Genomic DNA, 26,570 nt, shown 5'->3' on the forward strand with positions numbered 1-26,570 from the left:
CGCTTACTAACTTGCTTGGTCTTTATGAGTTCTAATATTTCTTCATTTGAGAGTGCTTGATGACTTGACGTAAAAGTCGGTAAATATTTTTCATAATTATAAAAAGCGATTCCCAGTGGAACGATAAGAAGTGTGCAAATAATGATGGAGCTAATTTTCATATATTATTTTTTATACTTAATGAACTCTCTTAAGTGTTGAGAATGACTTAAGAGAGTTTAGTTTTTTAATATTAAGACGAACAGCTCACTGCTACATCTGGAACATCACTTGGTAACGGCCCTAAATCTTGTGGTTGCTCAAGCTCTGGTTGTCTTGTGTAAGGATGATTAAGCAGCTTAAACAAACGGTCTACTTCGCTAAAATCATCTCGTTCTGCTGCTTCAATAGCACGCTGAGCCATGTGATTACGTAAAATATAAACTGGATTTGCTTTTTGCATATTTGCATCCAGCTCATCAATATCTTGATGTTCACGAATGCTTTCATATTGGCTAAGAAACTCATCAAACTGTCGAATATCAAGGCAATCATCTCGTAGAGTTTTATATTCTTTATTTTGAAGACGAATAAAACTTTGAGTGTAATCGAGTTGTTCAGTTTGTAAGATTCTTAAAAACGCAAAACTACAATCAAGGCTGTCTTTGTGGAAATGGGGAAGTCCCATTTTTTCACATAAACCTTGTCCATAGTGTTCTAAAAAGATTGGTTCAAATTGTTCTAAGCAACGTGCTAACTCTTCTTTAAACTCATCTTTTTTTTCAGGCTCAGCAAGAGGGATTAAGTTGTTTAGCCACGTCCATAAATTCCAATGGCCTATACTTGGTTGATTTTGGTAAGTATAACGACCTTGGTAGTCCGAGTGATTGTTGATCCAGTTCGGGCGGAAACGCTCCATAAAACCATATGGGCCAAAATCGAGTGTTGAACCCGTAATATTTAAGTTATCGGTATTCATCACGCCGTGAGCAAACCCAACCAATTGCCATTTCGCAATCATAATTGCAGTACATTCAACTACCTTTTTAGCAAAGGATAAAATTGGATTTTCAGTTTCTAAGCATTCTGGATAATGCCATTCAATACATTTTTGAGTGAATTCTGACAGCAATTCAGGCGCATATTGATTAATCCATTCAAAATGCCCTAAACGAATATGACATTCAGATGTTCTAAGTAGCATTGCGCCTAACTCTAGTTTTTCACGCTGTACACCTTGAGTCGAGGTTGTAAAACCGACTGCATGACTAGATGCGACGCCTAAAGCATTTAAAGCATGTCCTGCTAAATATTCACGGACCACAGAACGTAATACTGCTCGCCCATCTCCCATTCTTGAATAAGGCGTAGGACCTGCACCTTTGAGATGAAGGTCGATGGTTTGGCCCTTTGTATTCAGTATTTGTGCAATTAGTAAACCACGTCCATCGCCGAGTTGTCCTGCCCATTGTCCGAATTGGTGGCCAGCATAGACCATCGCAAGAGACGGAAATGCAGGGAATGTACGCTGTCCACTACAGATCTCAACCCATGCATTTTTATCATCTTCTGACCATTGCAGTTCATCAGCCAAAGCACTGTTAAAATGTCCTGCTTTTGCACCCCGTAAAGGTGATGGTTGCTGAACATGGAATAATTTAGATGGAAGTGAAGGGTAGAGCGGATTAAACTGCATAGGCTTAGCAAAATAGAGAGAGCGGATTTCACTATAACACAGTTAAAAAGCAGGCATAAAAATAGCTCCCGTAAGAGCTATTTTAGATCAGGATTTATTTTAGTCTGACACCACGTTGGTATTCTTTTTAACACTACGCATCAGTGTTTCTAAGCATTCGCGGTGATGACTTAAACGGTGTTCAAGCAATTGGAAATCAACTTTAAGCTTATGATCCATTCTATGAATCTTTTCAGCCATTGCTGCTTTTTTAGCTTGTAACTCTTGTTCTTTAAGTTTTGCCCAATCATTTAAGGTGTGTGTAAATGCTTCGTACTCTTGTGCAATACGTTGCTTCATTTGAGTAATGTCTGCATTTACATCATGACCATAAATAGCGAGGTCTTGTTCAGCGTATTTAAATTTCATCGCCAGTTCTGCTTTTTTAATATTAAAGCTGGGGATACGACGTAAATTTTTAGCTAAACCAATTTTAGAACATGACCAGATCAACCATTTAGTTGGGTCATATTGCCACCATTTCACACCATTACGATAGTCGTATTGGAAGATATGGTGATAGTTGTGGTAACCCTCGCCCCAAGTGGCAATGGCTAACCAGAAATTATCACGTGCTGAGTTTTCGTCTGTATAAGGACGTTTACCAAACATATGGCAAAGCGAGTTAATAAAGAATGTAACTTGATGGCTAATGATTAAACGTAAGAGACCACCTAGAAGGACTACACCCCATAGGTCGCCAGTTGCCCAACCAATTAAACCTAAAATACCAACATGAACTGCAACTACAAGTAGCGCGTAATATTTATGCTGGAACATGACCAATTTATCATTGAGTAGGTCTGGTGCATTTTTAAAGTCTGGCTCAGATGGTGAATGATCGCGGATCATCCAACCCATATGGGCATACCAAAAACCACGTTCAATTGAATATGGATCTTCATCAACATCATCAACATGTCGATGGTGAGTACGGTGACCAGATGCCCAGAACAAAATACTATTTTGTACGGCAAATGTTCCACCGATCATTAAAAGAATTTTAAGCGGTAACGACGCTTCATAAGCTCGGTGAGCCCAAAGGCGATGGTAACCAGCAGTAATCCCCATACTACTTAGAGCTAAAAGAAAAAATAAGCTTACCCATGCGCTTACACTAAAATCATAAAAATACGCATAAATCGGGATTATGATTGCGGCAAGAATTGGTAAACCAATTAAGGTAATGCTAGCGGTCCAGTTAATTGGGGCTTTGAGTGGGGCGGAAGTCATATCCGGCAGCGCTCCTAGAATCCTTGTGAAACAAGGTACAAAGACAAAACGACATAGCAAAACCAATCATCAAGATATATTGCTATTCTATCCTTCATATTAGCACGTGCTTAGTGAGAATCACTAGCATTATTGTACAGATGTATTGAAAGAACCGTAACAGAATTAAACTATGTCAAAGAGTTTTTCAAGCAGGAGAAGTTGTTTAATGAACGTACAACGATTGAAAAAAAAGAACAGCATTGATATTTCAAGAAAATTATCATTGAAGTGTATCTTGGTCACAATCAGTCTTGTATTAGCCGCATGTCAAAGTGCACCCGAACAAACTACGAAAAAAGTTCAACCAAAAAGAACAGTTCATCAGACTCAAACCCCTGTTGTAAAAAAGAGAGTGAGTCCAGATGGCATTCAAGATATTGATTGGCAGATCACTCAGATCAGTGGTCATAAGGCAAAATTCTTTAACCAATGGCCAACTCTTTCACTGAACTCAGCAGTCAAAACAGTATCGGGACATACTGGTTGTAATGCTATTTTTGGCCGTTATACATTTAATTTCAGCCAGCAAAAACTTGATATGCAAGTAAATGCAGGTCATTCAAGCTGTGATGGTGCTTTGGCTCAAGAAGCAGAGCTGGTAGATGCTTTGCAACGTATCCAACGCTTCCAACTCGTAGGTAATACGCTATATCTACTTGACCAGAGTGGTCAGCGCCTCATTCAGGCACAAAAGAAATAAAAGGTGGTTTTTACCACCTTTTTTATATTTATAAGGCTTCTAACATCGTGGTTGGAATATCTGTAATTAAGCCCTGAATTTCTAAATCACGTAGTCTTTTTGCTCTTTCTACATCATTGACTGTCCAGACACTAATGTTCAAACCAGCTTGATGTGATAGTTGGATCATTTCATCTGTTGCCAGTTGGTCGTGCCAACCAATATGACAGCACCCATATTGATGCGCGAGTTCAATTGCCGTTGCCCCAACAGGAAGTTCAACTAACAATCCACGTTTAAATTGAGAGTTGATATCACGTAAGGCAGTTAAAATTTGAAGATCAAAACTTGTGATGGTTACGACTTTCTCAAAACCCTGTAATTCCGTCTCAAGCTTTTGAACGAGTTGTTCGGCTAACGCCATATCTCTTACAGCTTTAACTTCAACTTCAATATGATCGAAATTATCAAGTAAGTTTAAAACAGCTGTAAGTGTAGGCGTTGGTTCAGGAGTCGGCCAATTGGGCCAGCTTTGACGATGATCAAATGACAACGCTTGAGCCAAAGTCGATTGCTCTACAATTTGATCTACTCCAGCTGTACGCAAAAAATTGTCATCATGAATAACAACTAACTCTTGGTCTTGAAGCTGACGAATATCGAATTCGACACCACGAATACCTAAATTTTTTATGTGCTGAAACCCACCAAGTGTATTTTCAGGAGCTTCTCGGCGTGCACCACGATGACCAATAATGCGCATGATTTTCTTCTATGAAATATTTTGACTATGGTCTCTTTAAAAAAGAGCAGAGACCATGTTTAATCTAATCTATTTTTAAATAATCTCATTAATATTTTTTTGCCAAAGCACTTCTTGGCCACCTTCAGCACGCTGTAAAGCGCGTGATGCGACAAATAACCAGTCAGATAGACGGTTTAAAAGTTGGAGTGCTGTAGCTTGAATATTTTGATCACGAGTCTGTACTGACATGAGCGATCGTTCTGCACGACGACAAACGGCACGAGCTTGATGAGCATAACTACAAGATAAAGAACCAGACGGTAGAATAAACTCCTTAAGCATCGGTAAGTCTTCATTCATACGGTCAATTTCTTTTTCAAGAAATTCAATACAAACGGGCTGAAGTAAATTGTAGTTTGGAATACAAACCTCTCCACCTAAATCAAAAAGCCAATGTTGAATCAGACTTAAGCTTTTATCCCAATCAACCTTGTTAGTTACTTGGCTATCTGTGATTTGAGCACGAAGTACCCCAATAATGGCGTTGAGTTCATCAACATCACCAAGTGCTGCAATTCGTAAATCGTCCTTGGCAACACGAGAACCATCGCCTAAACCTGTTGTACCTGAGTCGCCTGTGCGTGTATAGATTTTGCTTAAACGGTGTCCCATGATGGATATCCTGAACATAAAAAAGGGATAATGTCGGTCAGAACATTACCCCGAAACTGGAGTTAAGAAAATATTTTTATAATAAAGTTTTGCTTAGTAGCTTAAGGTCACACCAGCTGATGCAAGGCGGCCACCATTTACATAGTAGTATCCTTGGTCTTGATAAGCTGTTTTATAATCCACGTCTCCAATATTTTGGATATTAGTAAACAATTTAATATGCGGATTCATATTCCAATAAGCATTAATATCTACAGTTGCGTAACCTGGATTCTTGTAATTACTATCCCAGTCTTTCGACTTTGATTTTGCAACGAGAGAAGCGCTAATACCATAAACTTCATTTTGCAGGCCTGTTGTTAAGGTTAATCCTTGACGAGGGCGGCGATTTAAATCCTGATGAGTCTCTTCATTCTCAGGTTTGACATAGCTATAAGTTGCTTTTGCAAATAGATCATCTTTCTGCCAACCAACATAAAATTCACCACCTTGGTAAGTTGCTTTATTAATATTAGTTAATTTGCCAAAGTTCACTGAGCCGATAAGATCTTCAACTTCCGTATAGTAAGCAGATAAACCAGTTTTAAAACCTGCTGGTAGAGTTTGATCTATACCAATTTCATAAGATGTACTTTCTTCTGGTTTTAAATCTGGGTTGCCGTTCCATGAGTTGAAAAGTTCATTAAGCGTTGGTGATTTAAAAGCAGTACCAATATTAGTATAGATACTTGTTTTATCTAAAAGTTGGTAACGTGCAGCAATTTGACCAACAGTATGTGAGCCATATTTTTCATTATCTTCTATACGAACACCGGCTTGAGTGTTTAATCTATCACCATTGAATTGATGTTGAAAATAATACCCCGTCGAGTCTACGTTTTCATTGTATGGTGCTCCATAAGATAGAATATCTCCATCCAATGTACGGTGGGTGGCACCAACTAAGAGTGTTTGCTGTGGTAAAAACTTCCATTTGCTATATAGCTCTACTTCCTGAGTTTTGCTATGAACGAAATCAGTAGAGTCTTTTTGATTAACTTCATCTTTGAATTGTGATAAACGAGTATTTAATTCTAAGTTATCTGTTACATTTAAACGGCTACGTAAATTGATAATCTCATTTTCGAAGTCTTGTTTAAGCAATGCACCATTAAATGTATAAGCATCATAAAGACTTGAACCTTCATTATGGCTATAGTCGACAGAAATACCGTAATCTTTCTGCTCAACACCAAACTTTGTACTAAAACCTTTTTGATCAAATGATGCTGTATCCGATGAGTTAGTTTTTTGGTTAGTTACTTTAGTTGCATCAGACTCTAAGCGTTGTCCACGAATTTGGGCATAAAAACCATCTTCATATAAATCAGCACCAATAACTGATTTATAAGTTTTATTCTCACCAATTTCACCTGTGATAAAAGCTCTATTCTTTTCAGGTGTTTTTGAAACGAGCTGAATTACTCCGCCAATGGCATCAGTACCATAGAGAACAGAGGCAGGCCCTTTCAATACTTCAATTTGTTTAATATCTGTTGTGTCAATAAATGCAAGACTTGCTGTTCCTGAGGATGCATTATTTAATCGAATTCCATCTCGTAGCACGAGAGTATGATCAGATTCTGTACCTCTTAAATAAATCTCTGCAAGTTGTCCCATACCACCACTTTGTACCATATTGATGGAAGCATCGGTTTGTAATAATTGTGGTAAAGAAGCGATAGGAGATTGTTCGAGAACTTTTGGTTCAATAATATCAATACGTGCCGGAACTTCACTTGCTTTTTCAGCACTTTTTGAAGCAGTCACTACAATTGGATCAAGCTGAGTTACATTCATTGTATCTTCAGCAAAAATAACAGGTGAAAACCCCATCGCAATAGCGATAGCCCCTACCAGACGAGTAGGTTGAAAAGACTTAGACATAACATGCTCCATACATTCACCCCACGTGAATGATCGGGTAGATAGATGAAACAAGTAGGTCTCCGGACTTCAGCGCCATATTTAATTTATGGACATATTCACCTTCCCACATTACTGCAGTGGCGTAAGTCGAGAACGACTTAAAAAATATGCTTTACATTGTTACCGTTGCGGGGGCAGTGCCGGACTTTCACCAGCTTCCCTAAAGCATGAATTGCTTACACTTGCTTCCAATTTTACGCAGTATAAAGTGGCGATTTACTTCATACAATGTCATTTGGAGCAATTCCCCGAGAACTTTTACGCAAGGGACAAAAATTGCATTACAATGGCGCTTATTTTAAGAAATGGTTGTAGTTTAGGCAGATCATGAGCCCATCAAACCAAAAACGTACACGAGCAAAAATCTGTGGAATTACTCGTATTCAAGATGTTCAGGCAGTTGTTGCTGCTGGAGCAGATGCGATTGGTTTTGTTTTTTTTCCGCCAAGTCCAAGACATGTAACAGTTGAACAGGCCCAAGAATTAGCAAAAGTAATTCCACCTTATGTACAAATGGTAGGTTTGTTTGTAAATGCGAGTGCTACTGAAATTCAGGATGTACTTGATTGTGTTCCCCTAGATGTATTACAACTACATGGCGATGAAACTCCAGAACAATGTCAGGAAATTGCTCGCCATTGTAAACGTCGCTGGTATAAAGCGATTCAGGTTAAACCTGATCTGGATGTAGTTGCTGAAATTCAAAAATATCAGGCAGCTGGTGCCAGTGCTGTATTGCTCGATGCGTGGCATCCTGAGCTCAAAGGGGGCACAGGACATCAGTTTGACTGGTCTAAATTCCCAAAACTTGATATTCCCTTAATCTTGGCAGGTGGTTTAACCCCTGACAATGTCATTGACGCTATTCATACTACCGGTGCTTTTGCAGTAGATGTGAGCGGAGGCGTAGAGTCCGCAAAAGGTATAAAAGACCAACAACTCATTGAACGATTTATGCAAGGAGTCCAACGTGGATCAGCAAAACAATGTGATTGACTATACACAGTACCCAGATGCTGCAGGGCATTTCGGTATCCATGGCGGACGTTTTGTGTCAGAAACTCTAATGGCGGCATTAGAAGATTTAGAAAATCTCTATTCCCGTATGAAAAATGATGAACAGTTTTTGGCAGAATTCGACCGTGACCTCGCCTACTATGTAGGTCGTCCTAGTCCACTTTATTATGCTGAGCGATGGTCAAAAGAGTTAGGTGGTGCGCAAATTTACCTTAAACGTGAAGACTTAAACCATACAGGTTCACACAAGGTAAATAACACGATTGGTCAGGCGTTATTGGCAAAGCTTTCGGGTAAAAAACGTATTATTGCCGAAACTGGTGCAGGGCAGCATGGTGTAGCGACAGCAACAATTGCAGCACGTTTAGGTCTCGAATGTGTTGTTTATATGGGCGCTGAAGACGTTAAGCGTCAAGCGATGAACGTTTATCGTATGCGTTTGTTGGGTGCTACAGTTGTTCCTGTACAAAGCGGCTCTAAAACGCTGAAAGACGCCATGAACGAAGCGATGCGTGATTGGGTAACGAATGTTGATACGACGTACTATGTGATTGGTACAGTTGCAGGCCCGCATCCATATCCTCAATTGGTTCGTGACTTCCAGTCAATTATTGGTCGTGAAGCGCGTAAACAGATTTTGGAACAAGCAGGTCGCTTACCAGATGCATTAGTTGCCTGTGTGGGTGGTGGTTCAAATGCAATGGGCTTGTTCTATCCATTCTTAAACGATGCCAACGTGAAAATGTATGGTGTTGAAGCAGCTGGTTTTGGTATTGAAACTGGTAAACACTCTGCACCATTAAATGCGGGTCACGTGGGTGTATTACATGGTAACCGTACTTACTTGATGAGTGATGAACAAGGCCAGATTATTGAGACACATAGTATCTCGGCGGGCCTTGATTATCCGGGTGTTGGTCCTGAACATAGCTTCTTGAAAGATATGAAGCGCGTAGAATACGTGCCGATTAATGATACAGAAGCTTTGCAAGGTTTTCGTGATTTAACCAAAATCGAAGGGATTATTCCTGCACTTGAAAGCTCGCATGCGATGGCCTATGTGTCTAAGCTTGCACCGACGATGTCTAAAGATCAGATTATTATTGCGACTGTTTCAGGTCGCGGTGATAAAGATTTAATGACAGTTGCACGTATTGATGGCGTAGAAATGGTTGAGATATAAGAGGATACAATGCCAAGTTTGTTTATGGTGATGTTAGGCGGGCGTCATGCACGTGCTAATACAGAAGTTCATGATGTAGTCATGGCTGTAGGAGATACTTTGGAAGAAGTTTATCCTCAACTTAAACAGGCTTGGTTTGGTGAGGCTCAAGGATTACATATTGATGCTTGGGCCAAGCTCTCTGGTGTTAGCTCTCAAGGGCAAAATTATCAAATTCACTTTACAGACGCTGCTCCACAACCAGATGATTTAAAATTATATTTAATTAATCTGGGCGGATATAATGCAAGTGAATTCGGTGAACTTCACCGTTATGAGTTTGTGGTTGCACCAAATGCGGTAGTTGCCAAACAATTAGGTAAACAATTTATAGATCGACAGTGGCAAAAAGCACATACAGATCGAGTCATTGATATTGATGACTGCTTAGCGATAGATTGTGTAGCAGGGCGCTATATTCATTTAATAAAAGGCGATTTTGCTGAAACAATTTGGGAAAATACGTATTTGACCGTGGTATAGGTCATTTGAAATCTAATATTCATATGGAAGTGGGTAAATGGATTTAATTCAAGAAAATGGACAGCCTCGCTACGGGCGTTTTGAATCTGTACCGTCAACCATTCACGTACAACATTATATTTATAAAACCCCTTACGGTAAGGTCCTTAAAGGCTGGCGTAAACAATTAAAATATAAAAAATTTAAATTCTGCGGCATTCAACATAAACACTATAGTATTGGTCTGGCAATTGCAGATATTGGCTGGGTTGGGCATGGCTTTTTCTATATTTATGACCATGAAACTCAGCAAGTCATCGAGTGGAATGCCATTCAGCCTTTAGGTCATAAAACCTATCTCGATGAACAGCCATTGTTTAATCAAAGCTATTTTTCTAAATCGCCTTATCAGTTTGATATCCAGCATGCCAATGGTGTGCGATACATTCGAGTCACTAAATATGGTGAGATTCAACTTAGCGCTCGTATTTTTTGTGCTGGAACCGATATATTAAGCTTGTGTACACCAACAGGAATCAATGGTTGGACTTATACCCAAAAGCAGACCACATTGGCTGTAGAGGGAATGTTTATTAATAAGCAAAACCAAGTCGTACAATTTGATGAAAAGACATTTGCCTCTTTAGATGATACCTGCGGTTTTTTGCGACCTGAAACGGCTTGGTTCTGGCTTTCATGTAATTTCTGGGATGAGCAAGGGCGTCGTATTGGTTTAAATTTAGCTTCTGGTGTTAATGAAAGTTTTGGTAATGAAAACTGCTTGTGGATTAACGGCGTTTTATTTCCACTAACTGATGTTTTATTTGAAAAAGTAAATGATGAGCTTTGGCAAATTAGCTCTTTAGATCAAAAGCTTAATCTCCAAGTGCATATTGGTTGGTGCCGATATGAAAATATAAACTTAAGAATGATCGGCAGCCAGTTCAATCAGTGGCAAGCTAAAATTAGCGGCACGATTGAGCATGAGGCAACCGATATAATCAATTGCAATGAGCAATACGGTTTACTAGAACAACATTATGCAAAATGGTAACAAGCAGGTTATAAACCTGCTTGCCAGAATGCCTCACCAGCTGCAATAGGATCATTTGTCTTTTCGAGTGTTTCAATCCAAACAGGATATTGACGAATGACTGGATGCTGACTTGGATGAAAGTCTTTTTTAAACCAATCTAAATATTGGTTTTTCATAGCGGTTAATGTGCCATTTTTGCCAAAGAACCAAGGTAAACCTTTAACATTCATCAAGAGTCTTTCTCTTGGACTAAAGCCATCACATTTCAACATGATATTCGTGCGGTAAAGTGTAAAGCCAAACATCAGTACTGTCGTAAGAACCAAGACAAAACGACGAGTCGACTCAGGAACTTCACCCACCTGTTTCATAACATCAAAAGCAACATCGCGGTGCTCCATCTCTTCAATGGCATGCCACGCGAATAGCGCTCGAACATAGGGGTGAGCATTTTCCAAAGTTTTTTTATTGCTATAAAAAGTTTCCGCCATTAACGCTGTTAAATGTTCAGCTGCTGCCGTCATCGCAATATTGTATTGTGGTGAGCGTTTGGTGAGTTCAAAACGAAAAACTCTTTTAAGTGTGGCTGTGAACTGGTCAACAGGCATACCTTGCTCTTTCATGAGCTGATTCATTTTGTCATGTGCAATACCGTGTTGAGCTTCTTGTTTAATAAAGTCTGCAACCCGTTTTTGTAGTTCGGGATCATCAATTTTGTCTCGGAACATACGAACACATTCAATAAAATAACGCTCTCCATCTGGAAAGGTTAAGCTGAGCGCATCAAACATACGAGTCAAAAAAGGATCATTATTAAACCAAAAGCGAGGCGCTTCGTTTAAATGAAAATCTAGATCTTTACGAACTACTGGCTCGACCTGATAAGAAACATGTGCGTTCATATTTTTATTTCTCGCATCTAACATGTTCATTAGTATGTCGCTAATAGTCGGCTTTGTTTTGACAGTTATTGCCAATTTTTATACAGTTTGCGACAAGATGGCATTAAAAAAAGGATGAGCCATGCAGGATTTTACGATTTCAAATGGCTACTTTTATCTGTGGAATACTTATCTAAAAGAAAAAGGAGTCGATTGGCAGGCATTAAACCTTACAGATGTTCAGGCCCGTCAAGTTCAAAATATCTTAGCTTCATCTATTGATGCTCAATCTTCTTTAAACTTTTTTCTTGAACTTTTAGAGCTGACAGAGTCTCGTCTACAAGTTTCTAATTTAGCCCTAGAAATGGCAACTTGTATTACACCTGCCAATTTTGGTGTACTGGGATATATGGCTTCTCGAAGTGGCAGCTTTGCAGAGGTTCTTGAATATGTCATGAAATTTCATCGTCTCGTGATTGACGGTGAGCAAGTCGTGCCTATGCAAGTTGAACAAGATGCTTCTAACATTCGTTTGTATTGGCCGCTAGTTGATGCCAGTAATATCATACTTTGTGAACTGACTTTAGCTGCTATGGTTCAGCTTGCTAAACAAATTGCTCCTTTCCATGATTTTCTCTTGCAGCATGTTGAGTTTGTGCATCGCTCACGTGGTCCCTTAGTTCACTATCAGCGTTTCTTTCAATGTAAATTATCATTTGAGCAACCTTACTATGCATTAACTTTTGCAAGTGAGGGATTGAATGTTCGCCCTCGACATGCAGACCCCAGCTTAATGCAACTTTTAGTGAAACAAGCAGAAGAGGCATTAGCTCAGCGGAAAATACATACAGATTTAGCCCAGCAAATACATTGGATTGTTCATGAATATTTCAAACACAAGCAACAAGCCCCTAAAATAGAGGATATTGCCATCGAGTTGAATATTTCAGTACGGAGCTTGCAGCGTCAATTACAGTCATTAAATACTTCATTTAAATTAATTTTAGATACTGAACGCATGAAACGCTGTGAAATATTACTTCACCAAAATGAAAGCCTTACTACAATTGCTGAACAGTTGGGATATTCGGATCAGTCGGCACTTGCACGGGCTCATAAAAATTTGACAGGACAAACTTTACTCACGCGGAAAAGGGAATTACAACTCGCCAATAAAAATATTGAGAAATAAGTTTTGCGTGATTGTTTTTTGATCTGATGGCGATCTAATAATGGCTCGAAAATAGGAAGCTTTGATCATTGAGAAAAGTTTCAAAATATTGATAAATGTACACCATGGGTTGTATGAATCATACAATCGAATATCGCCATAACGTTAGACCTGTTCAATGGACAAAAAATAGCGTTAAAATGCGATGTTCTTGTATTTCTACAAACAACTCCTCAATTTTAAATAATTCAAGGAAAGCACAACCCTATGTCACGTCTTGCCACCCGTTTTGAAAAGCTTAAGTCCCAACAACGTAAAGCGCTTGTATCTTATGTTATGGCGGGTGATCCACAGCCACAAGTAACGGTTCCGTTACTGCATAAAATGGTTGCGGCAGGAGTAGATGTCATTGAGCTTGGTTTACCATTTTCAGATCCAATGGCTGATGGTCCGGTAATTGCGCTTGCAGCTGAACGTGCGCTTGCAGCAGGGACCAATACGTTGGATGCACTTAACATGGTAAAAGAGTTCCGTGAGCAGGATCAGGAAACACCTGTTGTTTTAATGGGTTATCTGAATCCGGTTGAAGTGATTGGTTACGAGAAGTTTGTTTCTCATGCGAAACAATGTGGTGTAGATGGTTTACTACTTGTAGATTTACCACCAGAAGAGTCAAAAGAGTTTGGTGCTGTGTTGAAACAACATGATATGGACCAAATTTTCTTACTTGCGCCAACTTCTACAGATCAACGCATTCAACATGTGACAAATCAGGCAAGTGGTTTTATCTACTACGTTTCACTTAAGGGTGTAACTGGAGCAGCAACACTTGATACGGCAGAAGCTGCTGCGCGTATTCAAAAAATCAAAAATGCCACGAATATTCCAGTGGGTGTTGGTTTTGGTATTAGTGATGCCGCTTCAGCAAAAGCAATGGGTAATGTTGCTGATGCCGTGATTGTAGGTAGTGCTTTCGTTAAAAATTTTGCAACGTTGGCAGCGGATGACGCTGTTGAACAGACGGTGAGTAAAGTCAAGGAGCTTCGAGCAGCGCTCGATGAGTTAGTATGAATCAAGAAGTGAAACCAGGGAAAGTTCTTAGCCCTTCGACACCATGGACAAAACGTCCGGTTCCAGGTATTGAAGTCGCAGATGAGCAACAAATTCTCAAAGCAACATTTACTGAGCCAACGATTGAATGTCCTGAATGTCATGCACTAGTGACACGTACAGCAATTTCTTTCAATGCATATGTTTGTCCGCAATGCGACGAACACTTACGAATGAAAGCTCGTGACCGCTTGAACTGGTTCTTCGATAATGTTGTAACTGAATTGGGTCAAGAATTTACTGCTAAAGATCCATTAAAGTTTGTTGACTCTAAACCGTATCCAGATCGTATGCGTGAAGCGCAAAGCAAAACTGGTGAAACGGAAGCGTTAATTGCCATGCAAGGTAACTTAAATGGCGTAGATATGATTGCTTGTGCTTTTGAGTTCGACTTTATGGGCGGCTCAATGGGTACAGTTGTAGGTGACCGTTTTGTAAAGGCTGCCGAGCTTGCAATTGAAAAACGTCAGCCATTAATCTGTTTCGCAGCTTCTGGCGGCGCGCGTATGCAAGAAGGTATGTTATCGCTTATGCAAATGGCGCGTACTTCTGCCGCGATTCAAAAATTAAAAGATGCTGGCTTACCATATATCGTTGTGTTAACACATCCTGTGTATGGTGGTGTAACAGCTTCTTTAGCAATGTTGGGTGATATTCATATTGCTGAACCTAAAGCGATGATTGGCTTTGCTGGTAAGCGTGTAATTGAGCAGACTGTACGTGAAACTCTTGAAGAACCGTTCCAACGTGCTGAATATTTGCTTGATCATGGTGTAATCGATCAGATTGTTCATCGTCATGCTTTACGTGATACTGTATCTCGACTTGTATCGAAATTGATGAATTTACCTTGAACCAACAAGCTCCACTTTCAATAGACTCTTTAGATACATGGCTCAATTATTGGAGCCATGTTCACGTTACAGGGATAGATCTTGGTCTGGAACGTGTAATTCCTGTTGCAGAAAAGCTGGGTGTAACTCAGCCTAATGCTAAAGTTTTTACAGTAGCCGGAACGAATGGTAAAGGCTCAACCACAACCACACTGGCTGCGATATTAAACGCACAGGGTTATAAAGTTGGGTTATATCAGTCACCGCATATCTATCACTTTAATGAGCGAGTTAAGTTAGGTGGAGTTGAAGTCGATGATCAAAGTCTGATTGATGCTTTTGTTCAAGTCGATCAGGCTCGTCGCGATTGTGATTTAAGCTTATCTTTTTTTGAAGCAACCACTTTGGCTGCTTTTGTTATTTTTAAACAACAACAATGTGATGTATGGGTGCTCGAAGTCGGTTTGGGCGGACGTTTAGATGTCGTCAATGTGATTGATCCCGACATTGCAGTGATTACTAATATTGGCCTAGATCATATAGACTGGTTAGGCGATACCATCGAAAAAATTGCTTTTGAAAAAGCAGGCATTATTCGTCCATATATTCCGGTTATCTTCGCGGGTGAGCAACAATTACCGCAAGCAATTCAAGATAAAGCACAAAGTTCACAAGCAGACTTATATACCGTTAATCGTGATTATTTTTATAAGCTCGCAGAAGATGGACAAAACTGGTACTTTGCTTCGGAAGGAACCACTTTAAAACTTCCTTTAGGTACATTAGCGATTGAAAATATTGCAGGAGCAGTTGCGGCCATTTTAAATAGCGGACTTGAGATTTCTCAGTCAGCATTAGAAAAAGGTATTCAATCTGCTCGCTTAGCAGGGCGTTTTGAACAGCGCCAAGTGGACGGGAAAACGGTCATTTTTGATGCTGGGCACAATCCACATGGTGTTGAATTTTTGTTAAAGCAATTGCGAAATTTCTTAGAATACAATAAACAGTACACAGAAGTTGTCGCAGTATTTTCAATGCTGGCAGATAAAGATATAAAATCAGTAGTCGATTTATTGAAACCTACTGTTTTACATTGGAAAATTGCTGAATTGAATGTGCCGCGTGCTGCACCGATTCAGCAACTCAATGATGCCTTGCAAGGCCAGACAGTACAACAATATGGCAATATCAAAGAGGCTTTTAAATCAGCGCTTGAGCAAACAAATAACAATCAGCTGATTTTGGCCTGTGGTTCGTTTCATACTTTAGAAGCGATTTGGGAGTATTTGGAAGAATGTCAATGAATAACAAACAACGCTGGATGGGTGGCGTTGTTTTACTAGGAGGTGGTGTTTTATTGGCAGCATTACTTCTAAAAGGAAATGAGGAAATAAAACAGGTTGAAGCTCAACCATCCGCATCCACATCGCCAAAAACTCAAACTAAACCAAAACAGACAACTGAAGGGCAAATGGTACAACTACAACCTCTTGCGGTTGATGTTGAAACTGAAAAACGTTTGCTAGAAGAACAGCGTCGTGCGCGTGAAAAGGCCGTTGCTGAACAAGAAGCACGTGCAGCTGAGTTCTTAGCAATGCAGCAGCAAGCTGAAGCTGATGCTGCTCGTAAAGCTGCAGCAGAGTACGCTGCGATTAATGCGCGCCGTACAGCGGCTCAAGAAAGTTCAGATAATATTCCACCGGAGTTAGTGGGTGAGGCGAAAGCTAAAAACCAGCAAACCAATACGGTGAATAAAACAACTGATACTTCAAAAATAGATGCAGACAAAGAAGCTGCAGAAGCAAAACGCCAAGCAGAAGCAGACAAGAAAGCGGCTGATGCTAAGCGTCAAGCAGAAGCAGACAAAAAAGCAACTGAAGCAAAACGCCAAGCAGAAGCAGAAAAGAAAGCAGCTGAAGCTAAACGACAGGCAGAAGCAGACAAGAAAGCTGCTGAAGCCAAACGACAAGCAGAAGCTGATAAAAAAGCCTCTGATGCTAAACGAAAAGCTGAAGCTGAGAAAAAAGCTGAAGCTGAAAAAGCACGTGAACTGCTTGAAAATGGCGATAAAAAGTGGATGGTTCAAGTCGCTTTGGCTGCTAACCAAGCAAATGCAGATGCAGTTGTTTCTAAATTACGAGCTAAAGGCTATAAGGTCACTACAAGCCCAACCAGTAAGGGGATTCGTATTATGGTTGGACCTGCAAAAGACCGTGATACAGCAGATGCTGCTCGTAAGAAAATTACTTCTGATTCAAGTTTAAACATGAAATCAGCGTGGGTGATTGACTGGGTACCGTTAGACCAACGTTAACCAGATTAAAAATTCCACTCAAAATGTTACTAAGATGGATTCGACAGTTGCTGTTGAATCCATTTTACATTTTCAGGTGTAAATAAACGGTCAATGTTCTTCCAGATAATATGATAACCGTAACCACCTTGTTTCATTTCCTTAACCGCATCGTCAATTGCCCAATTTTCAAAAATAATGCGATACATGGCAACGCTGGCGCCGGTACGGTCTGAACCATGGTAGCAGTGTAATAAAACGCGCTGGTCATTCTGCTTGGCAATTTTGATTTGTTGCATGACTTCTAAGAGATCTTGTCGGTCAATTGCCCAAGTGTTGATAGGAATATGCACAAGATTAAAATTTTCATTTTTAAAAACTAAAGTATCTGCGTCTTTGGCTCTTAAATTAATGATCGTTCCAATTTGATGATTCTTTAATTCAGAAATCATTGCAGCATCAGGCTGTTCACTGCGATAAACATCATTACTAATTTGATAAAAGTTATGAGTCTGAGAAACTAAGCTTCCCCAATCTTGTGGTCGATGCTCATGGGCGATACTTTCGTGCTGCATACACCCTTGTAAACTTATACAGATGACAAGTGTAAGGAGCGATAATTTTTTCATGTTTGATACCGTTTCAGCTCATCAGGGTCGTGAGCACAAATTATTTCAATCATTGGTTCATGTTGAGCTAAATGCTGTAAACGCTTGAGATTAAAAAGACGTTTTTGATTGTCTTCTGCAAATGTTTTTTCCAACAGACCAAGTGATCTTAATTTATTTTTAGGGTTTAACTCTAGGTGTGAGTAGTAGGCATCTCCACAAAATAATAACCATTGATTTTGTTGCTTTATTGCAATACCGCAATGTCCAGCTGAATGCCCCAACAGTGGTACCATTAAAATTTCATCTTGAAACAGTGGAAATCCTTTTACTTTTTCGAGGTTAAACCATGCTTCACCTTTTTGATATTCAATAAAGTTCCAGTAGCGATGATCTTTATATTGATTGGTTCTATAGCGAAGTTTGCCCTTAAAATTTGGAAGTTGGGCTGCGTTATATTCTGCAGCTAAAACATGCACAGTGGCATGTGGAAAATCTGAAATTCCACCAGCATGATCAAAATCAAGATGAGTGACAAAGATGTGCTGTACATCCTTCGGATTAAATCCTAGCTTTTGAATTTGTTGGATCGCACTAAATTCAAGATTATGCTCAATTTTGCCTAAACGCTTAACTAATGAGCCTAGGCGTTGCTTCATATGTAAGTAATCTTGCAAGCCAAAGCCTGTATCGATAAGCACTAAGCCTCGATCAGTTTCAACTAAAAGACAATGACAGATGACTTCAGCTCGGAAGCCTTTTTGTCCAAATAAAGGGGCGCAAACTGGGCACATGCTGCCACACTTTAAATGATGAATTTTATAGATCATGATTTTTATTTTTTTACCGAATCGCTTCGAGTTATAACTGATCTGAACAATAAAAACCATGAGTATTCAATACATAAATAAAAAAGCCATCACTACGGATGACTTTTTCGGGTGTGATATTTAATCTAAGTGTTTGCTTATCTGGTAGGGAATTTTTCAGATGCTTGCCTACGCACTGCGTTTGTCTTGCAAGCAATAAAACCTTTAGTCGGTTTTATTGCTTTCAGGCTGTGGCGTGAGGCGTAAATAAGGTTTAACAGCTGTATAACCTTTAGGGAAACGTTGTTTAATTTCTTCTTCATCTTTAAGTGATGGCACAATAACGACATCTTCACCTTGCTGCCAGTTCGCAGGTGTAGCGACTTTATGCTTGTCTGTTAATTGTAATGAATCCACAACACGTAAGACTTCGTTAAAATTTCGGCCCGTCGAAGCAGGGTAGGTAATGATTAAGCGAACTTTTTTGTTAGGATCAATAATCACTAATGAGCGCACTGTTAGAGTTTCACTGGCATTAGGGTGAATGAAGCCATAGAGCTCAGATACTTTACGATCTTTATCTGCAATGATTGGAAAGTTTACAGTTGTATTTTGTGTTTCATTGATGTCGTTGATCCAGCCTTTGTGAGACTCTACATCATCTACTGACAAAGCAATCGCTTTAACATTACGCTTCGTAAATTCATCTTTTAATTTTGCTGTATAACCTAATTCAGTGGTACATACGGGAGTATAGTCGGCTGGATGTGAAAATAAAATTCCCCAACTATCCCCTAAAAAATCATAAAAATTAATTGTGCCTTCACTCGATTCTTGTTGAAAATCGGGAGCAGTATCTCCTAATCGTAGTGTCATGATCTTTCCTCAATTGCTCATAATTTGTTATTCGATTGAATGAATATGCAGCATTTACTTTATGATTAAAATTATTGTTTTTGTATTTTATTATGAACTTTTTATATAAGTGTAAATATATATGACTAAAACTCATTATTTTAAGTGCTTAATCAATGTAACTTTAAGGTAAATTTGCTAAATTAGATTTCTCGGAAGTTATGCTTAATCGATGAGCGTTAATGGTGTGTTTTTGGTGCTCGGCACATTAAGGGGAGATTAGATGAATGAAAAACCATTCGTCTAACTATCAGATTTTTTTTAGGGGTTTTGTGCAAACCCCTTGTACTTCAAATTTCTGACACCATAATAAACGACTGAGAAAAAGTTTATTCATTTGACCAAGCAAGATTTAGAGAGTTTATCCATGTTGGCAAGTCTGATCGGAGGTATCTTCGGTACAAAAAATGAGCGTGAACTCAAACGCATGCGCAAAATTGTTGAGCAAATCAATGCGCTCGAGCCGACGATATCAGCTTTAAGCGATGCAGACTTATCTGCAAAAACTCCAGAATTCAAACAACGTTATAATAATGGCGAAAGTTTAGATAAATTACTTCCAGAAGCGTTTGCGGTTTGTCGTGAAGCTGCTAAGCGTGTGATGGGTATGCGTCACTATGACGTTCAGTTAATCGGGGGTATTACCTTACATGAAGGTAAGATTGCCGAGATGCGTACTGGTGAAGGTAAAACCCTTATGGGCACTCTGGCGTGTTATTTAAACGCTTTGAGTGGCCAAGGTGTACATGTCATTACTGTGAACGATTATTTGGCACAGCGTGATGCTGAGTTGAACCGCCCATTATTTGAGTTTTTGGGTCTATCAATTGGTACAATTTATTCAATGCAAGGTCCGTCAGAAAAAGCGGAAGCTTATCTTGCTGATATCACTTACGGTACCAATAATGAATTCGGTTTTGACTACTTACGTGACAACATGGTGTTTTCTTTAGCAGAAAAGAAACAACGTGGTTTGCACTATGCCATTATCGATGAAGTTGACTCCATCTTAATTGACGAGGCACGTACACCATTAATTATTTCTGGTCAAAGTGAAGACTCTTCGCATCTGTATTCTGCAATCAATACGATTCCTCCTAAATTACATCCGCAAAAAGAAGAAAAAGTTGCAGATGGTGGGCATTTCTGGATTGATGAAAAGCAACGTTCAGTTGAAATGACTGAAATTGGTTATGAAACTGTTGAACAAGAACTTATTCAAATGGGCTTGTTGGCTGAAGGCGAAAGCTTATATTCAGCAACAAACCTAAACCTTGTTCACCATGTATCTGCTGCCATTCGTGCGCATTTCCTATTCCAACGTGATGTTCACTATATTATTCATGATGGTGAGGTGGTTATTGTCGATGAACATACGGGTCGTACGATGCCGGGTCGTCGTTGGTCAGAAGGTTTGCATCAAGCTGTTGAAGCAAAAGAAGGCTTGGAAATTCAGCCTGAAAACCAAACTTTAGCGACAACAACATTCCAGAACTATTTCCGTCTCTATAAAAAGCTTTCAGGTATGACAGGTACTGCTGATACTGAAGCTGCGGAAATGAAAGAAATTTACGGTCTTGATGTTGTGATTATTCCAACTCACCGTCCAATGATTCGTAACGACCAAAACGATTTAATTTATTTAAACCGTAACGGCAAATATAACGCGATTATTCAAGAGATTATGAACATTCGTGGGCAGGGTGTGGCTCCAATTCTGATTGGTACAGCAACCATTGAAGCCAGCGAAATTTTATCTTCTAAGTTAATGCAAGCTGGTATTCATCATGAAGTGTTGAATGCAAAGCAGCATGAGCGTGAAGCTGACATTATTGCTCAAGCGGGTAGCCCGAATGCAGTAACGATTGCAACTAACATGGCGGGTCGTGGTACGGACATTATCTTGGGTGGTAACTGGAAAGCTAAGCTTGCCAAACTAGAGAACCCAACTGCAGAAGATGAATCACGTCTAAAAGCACAATGGGAACAAGACCACGAAGATGTATTGCAAGCAGGTGGTTTGCATATCATTGGTTCTGAACGTCATGAATCACGTCGTATTGACAACCAGTTACGTGGTCGTGCCGGTCGTCAGGGTGACCCTGGTGTTTCTCGTTTCTATTTGTCTCTTGAAGATGACCTTATGCGTATTTTCGCAGGCGATCGTGTTGTTGGCATGATGCGTGCGATGGGTTTGAAAGAAGACGAAGCGATTGAACATAAAATGGTGAGCCGTTCGATTGAGAATGCTCAGCGTAAAGTTGAAGCGCGTAACTTTGATATTCGTAAGAACTTATTGAAATACGATGACGTGAATAATGAACAGCGTAAGATCATTTATTCTCAACGTGATGAAGTATTAGCTGAAAACACCTTAAAAGACTACGTTGAAGAAATGCATCGTGAAGTGATGCAAGGCATGATTGCTAACTTTATTCCACCAGAGTCAATTCATGATCAGTGGGATGTGGAAGGTTTAGAAAATGCTTTACGTATTGATTTAGGTATTGAGCTGCCAATTCAAGAATGGTTAGACCAAGATCGTCGTTTAGATGAAGAAGGTTTGGTTGAGCGTATTAGTGATGAAGTAATTGAACGTTATCGTCAGCGCCGCGCTCAAATGGGTGATGAATCAGCAGCAATGCTTGAGCGCCATTTCGTTTTAAACTCTCTTGATCGCCATTGGAAAGATCACTTGGCTGCAATGGATTATTTGCGCCAAGGTATTCACTTACGTGGCTATGCGCAAAAGAACCCTGAACAGGAATATAAGAAAGAAGCTTTCAACCTGTTCGTAAACATGTTGGGTATTATTAAAACTGATGTTGTGACTGATTTGTCTCGTGTACATATCCCAACACCAGAAGAACTTGCAGAAATGGAAGCTCAACAGCAGCAGCAAGCTGAATCAATGAAGCTTTCTTTTGAACATGATGATGTAGATGGTTTAACTGGTGAAGTTACACTTTCTCAAGAAACCATGAACGAGTCTGCTGAACAGCAAGCTTTCCCTGTTCCAGAAAGCCGTAATGCACCATGCCCATGTGGTTCAGGACTAAAATATAAGCAATGTCACGGTAAGATCTAATCTGCCTTCACAAAAAAAGCAGAACAATTGTTCTGCTTTTTTTATGTTTGTAGTAAGCCTGTGAATAATGTTTGCAGTTTTAAGCATTAAATGCTATTTACTTCTCATCCAGAGTGTATGTTGGAAAGACAATGAAAAAAGTATTACAACCTTTATTTTTAACTGTTCTTGCTGTACCAAGTTTTGTTTTTGCAGCAGAAGCAGCTTCAGCCCCTCAAACGACAACGGTTGACAAAGTACTTGCAGCAAAAGGCCCAACTTCGGCTCAAGCTGTAGTGAAGCAAGAAAATACTACAGTGATTAGTCCACGTACAGGTATTCGCTATACGTTGGGTAATACAGGTAATCGCCCAATTATTTTACAAACTACTGCGATTGCTCCCGCAAACTCAGCAAATATTAATCGTATTGTGGCAAGTAACCCAGCTCTCTCTGCAAAAAGCCAAGAAAAAGCAAAAGTTGCTTTAATCGGTGAAGCAGCTGTAGCAGGACCAGCGGCAGTTGCAGCAAGCAATGTGACAACGTCAGCTGCAACAAATAGTGTTGCTCCAGCAAATCCTGCATCAATGAATTAATTCATTTACGTATAAAAAAGCCAGTTCAAATTGAACTGGCTTTTTTTATAGGGGTGTCTTTAAAACTTTAAATCTGATTATTTACATCATCATTTTTTGTTTCACGAATAAGTAAGAAGGCAACTAATGATAAAAGTGATGCAGCAGTAAGATAATAACCAACCGCATATAAACCATAAGTTTCAGCAAGTTTAGTCGCAATCAGTGGGGCAAACGATGCACCAAAAATACCAGCCAGGTTAAAGGTTAATGCTGAGCCTGTATAACGAACTGAAGTTGGGAAAAGTTCAGAAAGAACTGTACCAATTGGACCATAGGTTAAGCCCATAATTGCCAAGCCAGTACATAAGAAAAGGAATACGATTAAGGTATTTCCAGACTCTAACATACTAGAGAAGAACAAACCGAAAATCGCAGCAGCGATACAGACGCCAATAGAAGTTGTTTTCCGACCAAATTTTTCTGCAAAAATAGCCGATAAAGGAATGAATGCGGCAAAGCAAAGTGTGGCAAACAATTGAAGTTCTAAAAACTCTCCACGCGCATAACCCAGTTTAGTGGTTCCCCAGTTTAAGGCAAATACGGTAGTAAGATAGAACACAACAAAGGTGCAGATTGCTGCAACTGTACCAAGAATAAGCTTACCTGTATGTTTGGTTAAGACTTCTTTAAATGGAATATTAACTTCTTTTTGCTTATCTAAAACCTTTTGGAAAGCTGGAGTTTCATGAAGTTTTAAACGGATATATAAGCCAACAATAACCAATACAGCACTGGCAATGAATGGAATACGCCAACCCCATTGCATGAATGCTTGCTCAGGAATAACTGCACTCAATAATAAGAATGAACCTGTTGCCAGAATAAAGCCGATTGGAGCACCTAGCTGCGGAAACATGCCGTACCATGCTCTTTTACCTTCTGGGGCATTTTCAGTCGCTAATAATACTGCGCCACTCCATTCACCGCCTAAACCTAAGCCTTGTCCTAAACGACAAACAGCTAATAGTAATGGTGCGACAATCCCGATTTGGGCATAGGTGGGAAGTAAACCAATACATACGGTTGAAATACCCATGGTCAGTAAAGCTGCAACTAAAGTTGCTTTACGGCCAATACGGTCTCCTAGATGGCCAAATAATGCGGCACCGATAGGACGAGCAATAAAGGCAATTGCAAAGGTTGCCAGAGATTGTAAGACTGCGGCACTGCCACTACTAGCAGGGAAAAACAGGTGAGGAAAGATAATCACGGCAGCTGTTGCATAGATATAAAAGTCGAAGAACTCAATGGTTGTACCGACTAAGCTTGCAAACAAAACTCGTGTTTTTGAATTAGTGGCTACTACAGGAGCAGCAGTCGCAGAAGTTGACTCCATATAAGTCCTTATATCCGTTAAAATTTATTTTTAATGACTATTCTTTTTAAAGACGTATTTTTCTCAAAGAATAGCGTGAAAGAACATCATCCATGACTCTTTCAGGATCACTGAATATGAGTGAAAAATGGACTAAACTACGTACCAATAGATTGCAAGAAAATGTGCCCCTGCACCTAAAAGCACAAAAATATGCCAGATCGCATGGGTATATCTTACCTTTTTTAACGCGTAAAACAATGCTCCAACCGTATAAGCTAATCCGCCAATAATTAACAAAATCAACGCGTCTTTACTCAGATAGGTGCGCATATCATCCATAACAAATACAGCAAGCCAACCCATAAGAACATAAGCAAGTAGCGAAATTTTCTGAAAACGATGAATAAAAACTAACTTGAAAAGTGTACCAATTGCAGCAATGCTCCAGAGAGCAATAAGTAAAATATGAGCTTTTTGCGTAGGTATAGCAATGCTTAAGAACGGGGTATATGTTCCCGCAATTAAATAATAAATAGCAGTGTGGTCGAGTTTTTTATACCAGTAGCGTAGGTTTTGTGTTTGAGCAAAATGATAGAGTGTAGAACTGGTAAAAACTAAAATTAGGCTAAATGAATATACCCATAAGCCCACCCATTGAGCAGTGGAAAGATAAGATCCCTTTATAATTAAAAAGATAGAAGCTACAACCGCCATAACAACGCCAGCACCATGACTATAGGCATTAAATAGTTCTTCTTTTGGATCGTAAGTTTCCAACACAGATTTACTCATAACTTTAATTTTTTTTGATTAAAAATACAAATGTATAGAAATACAAAACAGTCGTAAAGTTATTTTATTTTTAATCCTAGACCCTTTAAACTTCTATTTTATATGAGTCTTCATTTTTCAGGTATATCCGTGTCGGTTTTCTCCTTTGAGCAAGAACAGCAATTCTTTCATGAAATCAAGCAAATGCTTGACCAACAAGCTTTTGAACGTTTGATCTTGAGCCAATATAAGGGAGAGCTGGCGCAGCTGGAAAAAATCACTTTCCGCGTTGTAGAGCTACATGGACAAAAACAGCTTTCAGCTCTATACCATCACACGACTCAAGATGTGACTAAAAACTATTCATTTCAAGAAGGCTTGCAGCAGATTGAGCAATTAATCACTCAGTGTAAGCAAGCAAACTTATTTTCGACTACTCAAGAAATTCAACTTAAAAAAAATAAGAAAAAAGCCATATTAAATATGGGTAAAAAGCAGGCCGTAAATACGACACAAACGGTTCAGGCGCATGACCGTGAAAAGCAGCGCTATGTACAGCAGGGCAATGCATTTTTAAAAGAGCTGGGTATTACTGATGAAAAAGCTCAGGTCATTCCAAGCATGGCCCGTAAATGGAAACAGATTAATAAATTTATCGAAATTTTTGCGAGTGCCTATGAACAGATTGATGCGTCTCAACAAGAGTTACGCATTGTCGATTTTGGCTCGGGGAAAGGTTATTTAACTTTTGCATTGTATGATTATCTGCAACAACAACAGAAGACGCCATTAATTACTGGTGTAGAGCTGCGCCGTAATTTGGTGGAATTTTGCCAGAACGTTGCAGACAAAGTGCATTTTAACCACTTAGACTTTTTTGAAGGTGACGTTCGTAGTTATCAACCGGAAAAGCTGGATGTAATGATTGCCTTACACGCATGTGATATTGCGACAGATTTTGCTATTCATACTGGAATCCGTTTAAACGCTTCGATGATTATGTGTGCGCCATGTTGCCACAAAGAGTTACGCCCTCAATTACATAGCCCAGAAGTTTTACAACCAATGCTACAGTTTGGTATTCATGCTGGACAACAAGCTGAGATGCTGACTGACACTTTACGTGCGTTACTTTTAAAAGCGTATGGTTATGAAACCAAAGTTTTTGAGTTTGTATCGCTTGAACATACCAGCAAAAATAAAATGATTTTGGCAACGAAACGCAAAAACGTTTCACAGCCTGACACCAAGATTATGGCTCAAATCCAAGCATTGAAAGAAATGTACGGAATTAAAAAACAAACGTTGGAATTATTATTGCAAGATCAGTTGCCGATCGAAAATATCGGCTGTAAGTGCTAGGACG

24 protein-coding genes, 1 pseudogene and 1 riboswitch are annotated in these 26,570 nt (G+C 39.5%); of the genes and pseudogenes, 13 read left to right on the forward strand and 12 right to left on the reverse strand.

From position 1 onward, the window contains the following. Window positions 1-5 precede the first annotated feature (5 nt). The 3 genes and pseudogenes from AC52J8_RS02950 to AC52J8_RS02960 form a co-directional block, all read right to left on the reverse strand. A pseudogene (locus AC52J8_RS02950) lies at window positions 6-161 on the reverse strand (L,D-transpeptidase family protein); the annotation flags it as partial. A gap of 71 nt (window positions 162-232) precedes the next feature. After that, a complete protein-coding gene (locus tag AC52J8_RS02955; protein WP_086399640.1) occupies window positions 233-1,675 on the reverse strand; it encodes a protein adenylyltransferase SelO in 1,443 nt (480 codons plus the stop codon). Window positions 1,676-1,774: 99 nt separating this feature from the next. Then, complete coding sequence (locus tag AC52J8_RS02960; RefSeq protein ID WP_017385625.1) at window positions 1,775-2,947, reverse strand: acyl-CoA desaturase; 1,173 nt, start codon at window positions 2,945-2,947, stop codon at window positions 1,775-1,777. A 208-nt stretch (window positions 2,948-3,155) separates the two neighbouring features. On the opposite strand from AC52J8_RS02960, the gene AC52J8_RS02965 reads away from it, so the two are divergent. Then, window positions 3,156-3,689, forward strand: coding sequence for an META domain-containing protein (locus tag AC52J8_RS02965; protein ID WP_064786014.1), 534 nt, complete (start codon window positions 3,156-3,158; stop codon window positions 3,687-3,689). 28 nt (window positions 3,690-3,717) lie between these two features. On the opposite strand, the gene AC52J8_RS02970 is transcribed toward AC52J8_RS02965, so the two are convergent. The 3 genes from AC52J8_RS02970 to AC52J8_RS02980 form a co-directional block, all read right to left on the reverse strand. Next, the gene (locus tag AC52J8_RS02970; RefSeq protein WP_064786015.1) at window positions 3,718-4,431 is read right to left on the reverse strand and encodes a glycerophosphodiester phosphodiesterase; all 714 of its coding nucleotides are present in this window, start codon (window positions 4,429-4,431) and stop codon (window positions 3,718-3,720) included. A 75-nt stretch (window positions 4,432-4,506) separates the two neighbouring features. Then, a complete protein-coding gene (locus AC52J8_RS02975) occupies window positions 4,507-5,085 on the reverse strand; it encodes a cob(I)yrinic acid a,c-diamide adenosyltransferase (RefSeq protein WP_086399641.1) in 579 nt (192 codons plus the stop codon). A gap of 93 nt (window positions 5,086-5,178) precedes the next feature. After that, complete coding sequence (locus tag AC52J8_RS02980) at window positions 5,179-7,011, reverse strand: TonB-dependent receptor plug domain-containing protein (protein ID WP_086399642.1); 1,833 nt, start codon at window positions 7,009-7,011, stop codon at window positions 5,179-5,181. A 36-nt stretch (window positions 7,012-7,047) separates the two neighbouring features. Then, a riboswitch (cobalamin riboswitch) is annotated at window positions 7,048-7,254 on the reverse strand. Window positions 7,255-7,380: 126 nt separating this feature from the next. On the opposite strand from AC52J8_RS02980, the gene AC52J8_RS02985 reads away from it, so the two are divergent. From AC52J8_RS02985 to AC52J8_RS03000, 4 genes are read left to right on the forward strand one after another with little or no spacing between them, the layout of a single operon-like run. Next, complete coding sequence (locus tag AC52J8_RS02985; protein ID WP_032005535.1) at window positions 7,381-8,049, forward strand: phosphoribosylanthranilate isomerase; 669 nt, start codon at window positions 7,381-7,383, stop codon at window positions 8,047-8,049. Beyond that, window positions 8,024-9,253 (forward strand): tryptophan synthase subunit beta, encoded by a 1,230-nt coding sequence (gene trpB, locus AC52J8_RS02990; protein ID WP_060466013.1) that lies wholly within the window; start codon window positions 8,024-8,026, stop codon window positions 9,251-9,253. The genes AC52J8_RS02985 and trpB overlap by 26 nt, the downstream gene beginning before the upstream one ends. 9 nt (window positions 9,254-9,262) lie before the next feature. Then, window positions 9,263-9,775: a DUF1543 domain-containing protein gene (locus AC52J8_RS02995; RefSeq protein ID WP_005072710.1), complete on the forward strand. Its 513-nt coding sequence runs from the start codon at window positions 9,263-9,265 to the stop codon at window positions 9,773-9,775. Between the two features lie 37 nt (window positions 9,776-9,812). After that, on the forward strand, window positions 9,813-10,808 hold the full coding sequence (locus tag AC52J8_RS03000) for a DUF2804 domain-containing protein (RefSeq protein ID WP_014207614.1): 996 nt from the start codon (window positions 9,813-9,815) through the stop codon (window positions 10,806-10,808). Window positions 10,809-10,816: 8 nt separating this feature from the next. Here AC52J8_RS03000 and AC52J8_RS03005 read toward each other — a convergent pair whose 3' ends face one another. After that, window positions 10,817-11,692: a metal-dependent hydrolase gene (locus tag AC52J8_RS03005; RefSeq protein ID WP_197738967.1), complete on the reverse strand. Its 876-nt coding sequence runs from the start codon at window positions 11,690-11,692 to the stop codon at window positions 10,817-10,819. A 121-nt stretch (window positions 11,693-11,813) separates the two neighbouring features. Here AC52J8_RS03005 and AC52J8_RS03010 point away from each other — a divergent pair, with 121 nt between their 5' ends. From AC52J8_RS03010 to AC52J8_RS03030, 5 genes are all read left to right on the forward strand, one after another. After that, window positions 11,814-12,863 (forward strand): AraC family transcriptional regulator, encoded by a 1,050-nt coding sequence (locus AC52J8_RS03010; protein WP_086399643.1) that lies wholly within the window; start codon window positions 11,814-11,816, stop codon window positions 12,861-12,863. A 246-nt stretch (window positions 12,864-13,109) separates the two neighbouring features. After that, the gene (trpA, locus tag AC52J8_RS03015; RefSeq protein WP_002116163.1) at window positions 13,110-13,913 is read left to right on the forward strand and encodes a tryptophan synthase subunit alpha; all 804 of its coding nucleotides are present in this window, start codon (window positions 13,110-13,112) and stop codon (window positions 13,911-13,913) included. Further along, on the forward strand, window positions 13,910-14,806 hold the full coding sequence (gene accD / locus AC52J8_RS03020) for an acetyl-CoA carboxylase, carboxyltransferase subunit beta (protein ID WP_002116475.1): 897 nt from the start codon (window positions 13,910-13,912) through the stop codon (window positions 14,804-14,806). The genes trpA and accD overlap by 4 nt, the downstream gene beginning before the upstream one ends. Further along, window positions 14,803-16,089, forward strand: coding sequence for a bifunctional tetrahydrofolate synthase/dihydrofolate synthase (folC, locus tag AC52J8_RS03025; RefSeq protein WP_086399644.1), 1,287 nt, complete (start codon window positions 14,803-14,805; stop codon window positions 16,087-16,089). Before accD ends, folC begins: the two co-directional genes overlap by 4 nt. Beyond that, the gene (locus tag AC52J8_RS03030) at window positions 16,080-17,099 is read left to right on the forward strand and encodes an SPOR domain-containing protein (RefSeq protein ID WP_086399645.1); all 1,020 of its coding nucleotides are present in this window, start codon (window positions 16,080-16,082) and stop codon (window positions 17,097-17,099) included. Before folC ends, AC52J8_RS03030 begins: the two co-directional genes overlap by 10 nt. Before the next feature lie 29 nt (window positions 17,100-17,128). Here AC52J8_RS03030 and AC52J8_RS03035 read toward each other — a convergent pair whose 3' ends face one another. From AC52J8_RS03035 to AC52J8_RS03045, 3 genes are all read right to left on the reverse strand, one after another. Continuing rightward, window positions 17,129-17,707, reverse strand: coding sequence for a dual specificity protein phosphatase family protein (locus AC52J8_RS03035; protein WP_197738968.1), 579 nt, complete (start codon window positions 17,705-17,707; stop codon window positions 17,129-17,131). Further along, window positions 17,704-18,516, reverse strand: coding sequence for an MBL fold metallo-hydrolase (locus AC52J8_RS03040; RefSeq protein ID WP_197739000.1), 813 nt, complete (start codon window positions 18,514-18,516; stop codon window positions 17,704-17,706). The genes AC52J8_RS03035 and AC52J8_RS03040 overlap by 4 nt, the downstream gene beginning before the upstream one ends. Before the next feature lie 204 nt (window positions 18,517-18,720). Then, window positions 18,721-19,371, reverse strand: a complete 651-nt coding sequence (locus AC52J8_RS03045; protein ID WP_005050084.1) for a peroxiredoxin — start codon at window positions 19,369-19,371, stop codon at window positions 18,721-18,723. 406 nt (window positions 19,372-19,777) lie between these two features. On the opposite strand from AC52J8_RS03045, the gene secA reads away from it, so the two are divergent. Beyond that, window positions 19,778-22,498, forward strand: a complete 2,721-nt coding sequence (secA, locus tag AC52J8_RS03050; RefSeq protein ID WP_086399648.1) for a preprotein translocase subunit SecA — start codon at window positions 19,778-19,780, stop codon at window positions 22,496-22,498. A 131-nt stretch (window positions 22,499-22,629) separates the two neighbouring features. After that, on the forward strand, window positions 22,630-23,073 hold the full coding sequence (locus AC52J8_RS03055; RefSeq protein ID WP_033850706.1) for a hypothetical protein: 444 nt from the start codon (window positions 22,630-22,632) through the stop codon (window positions 23,071-23,073). 67 nt (window positions 23,074-23,140) lie between these two features. Here AC52J8_RS03055 and AC52J8_RS03060 read toward each other — a convergent pair whose 3' ends face one another. Further along, entirely contained in the window at window positions 23,141-24,451 is a 1,311-nt protein-coding gene (locus AC52J8_RS03060) for an MFS transporter (protein WP_002116183.1), read from the reverse strand. A 132-nt stretch (window positions 24,452-24,583) separates the two neighbouring features. Next, window positions 24,584-25,225 carry a PAQR family membrane homeostasis protein TrhA gene (trhA, locus tag AC52J8_RS03065; protein ID WP_031944657.1) on the reverse strand — a complete coding sequence of 214 codons (642 nt, stop codon included), beginning with the start codon at window positions 25,223-25,225 and terminating at the stop codon, window positions 24,584-24,586. 129 nt (window positions 25,226-25,354) lie between these two features. Between trhA and AC52J8_RS03070 the strand changes: the two genes are divergently transcribed. Beyond that, window positions 25,355-26,566, forward strand: a complete 1,212-nt coding sequence (locus tag AC52J8_RS03070) for a class I SAM-dependent methyltransferase (protein WP_078219684.1) — start codon at window positions 25,355-25,357, stop codon at window positions 26,564-26,566. Window positions 26,567-26,570 lie beyond the last annotated feature (4 nt).

Source organism: Acinetobacter sp. S-1 (assembly GCF_059579785.1).

Excerpts from the sequence above, each read along its gene's own strand:
- AC52J8_RS02955 (WP_086399640.1), bottom strand. The coding sequence starts at position 1,675 with ATGCAGTTTAATCCGCTCTACCCTTCACTTCCATCTAAATTATTCCAT.
- AC52J8_RS02960 (WP_017385625.1), bottom strand. The coding sequence starts at position 2,947 with ATGACTTCCGCCCCACTCAAAGCCCCAATTAACTGGACCGCTAGCATT.
- AC52J8_RS02965 (WP_064786014.1), top strand. The coding sequence starts at position 3,156 with ATGAACGTACAACGATTGAAAAAAAAGAACAGCATTGATATTTCAAGA.
- AC52J8_RS02970 (WP_064786015.1), bottom strand. The coding sequence starts at position 4,431 with ATGCGCATTATTGGTCATCGTGGTGCACGCCGAGAAGCTCCTGAAAAT.
- AC52J8_RS02975 (WP_086399641.1), bottom strand. The coding sequence starts at position 5,085 with ATGGGACACCGTTTAAGCAAAATCTATACACGCACAGGCGACTCAGGT.
- AC52J8_RS02980 (WP_086399642.1), bottom strand. The coding sequence starts at position 7,011 with ATGTCTAAGTCTTTTCAACCTACTCGTCTGGTAGGGGCTATCGCTATT.
- AC52J8_RS02985 (WP_032005535.1), top strand. The coding sequence starts at position 7,381 with ATGAGCCCATCAAACCAAAAACGTACACGAGCAAAAATCTGTGGAATT.
- AC52J8_RS02995 (WP_005072710.1), top strand. The coding sequence starts at position 9,263 with ATGCCAAGTTTGTTTATGGTGATGTTAGGCGGGCGTCATGCACGTGCT.
- AC52J8_RS03000 (WP_014207614.1), top strand. The coding sequence starts at position 9,813 with ATGGATTTAATTCAAGAAAATGGACAGCCTCGCTACGGGCGTTTTGAA.
- AC52J8_RS03005 (WP_197738967.1), bottom strand. The coding sequence starts at position 11,692 with ATGAACGCACATGTTTCTTATCAGGTCGAGCCAGTAGTTCGTAAAGAT.
- AC52J8_RS03010 (WP_086399643.1), top strand. The coding sequence starts at position 11,814 with ATGCAGGATTTTACGATTTCAAATGGCTACTTTTATCTGTGGAATACT.
- trpA (WP_002116163.1), top strand. The coding sequence starts at position 13,110 with ATGTCACGTCTTGCCACCCGTTTTGAAAAGCTTAAGTCCCAACAACGT.
- accD (WP_002116475.1), top strand. The coding sequence starts at position 13,910 with ATGAATCAAGAAGTGAAACCAGGGAAAGTTCTTAGCCCTTCGACACCA.
- AC52J8_RS03030 (WP_086399645.1), top strand. The coding sequence starts at position 16,080 with ATGTCAATGAATAACAAACAACGCTGGATGGGTGGCGTTGTTTTACTA.
- AC52J8_RS03035 (WP_197738968.1), bottom strand. The coding sequence starts at position 17,707 with ATGAAAAAATTATCGCTCCTTACACTTGTCATCTGTATAAGTTTACAA.
- AC52J8_RS03040 (WP_197739000.1), bottom strand. The coding sequence starts at position 18,516 with ATGATCTATAAAATTCATCATTTAAAGTGTGGCAGCATGTGCCCAGTT.
- AC52J8_RS03045 (WP_005050084.1), bottom strand. The coding sequence starts at position 19,371 with ATGACACTACGATTAGGAGATACTGCTCCCGATTTTCAACAAGAATCG.
- secA (WP_086399648.1), top strand. The coding sequence starts at position 19,778 with ATGTTGGCAAGTCTGATCGGAGGTATCTTCGGTACAAAAAATGAGCGT.
- AC52J8_RS03055 (WP_033850706.1), top strand. The coding sequence starts at position 22,630 with ATGAAAAAAGTATTACAACCTTTATTTTTAACTGTTCTTGCTGTACCA.
- AC52J8_RS03060 (WP_002116183.1), bottom strand. The coding sequence starts at position 24,451 with ATGGAGTCAACTTCTGCGACTGCTGCTCCTGTAGTAGCCACTAATTCA.
- trhA (WP_031944657.1), bottom strand. The coding sequence starts at position 25,225 with ATGAGTAAATCTGTGTTGGAAACTTACGATCCAAAAGAAGAACTATTT.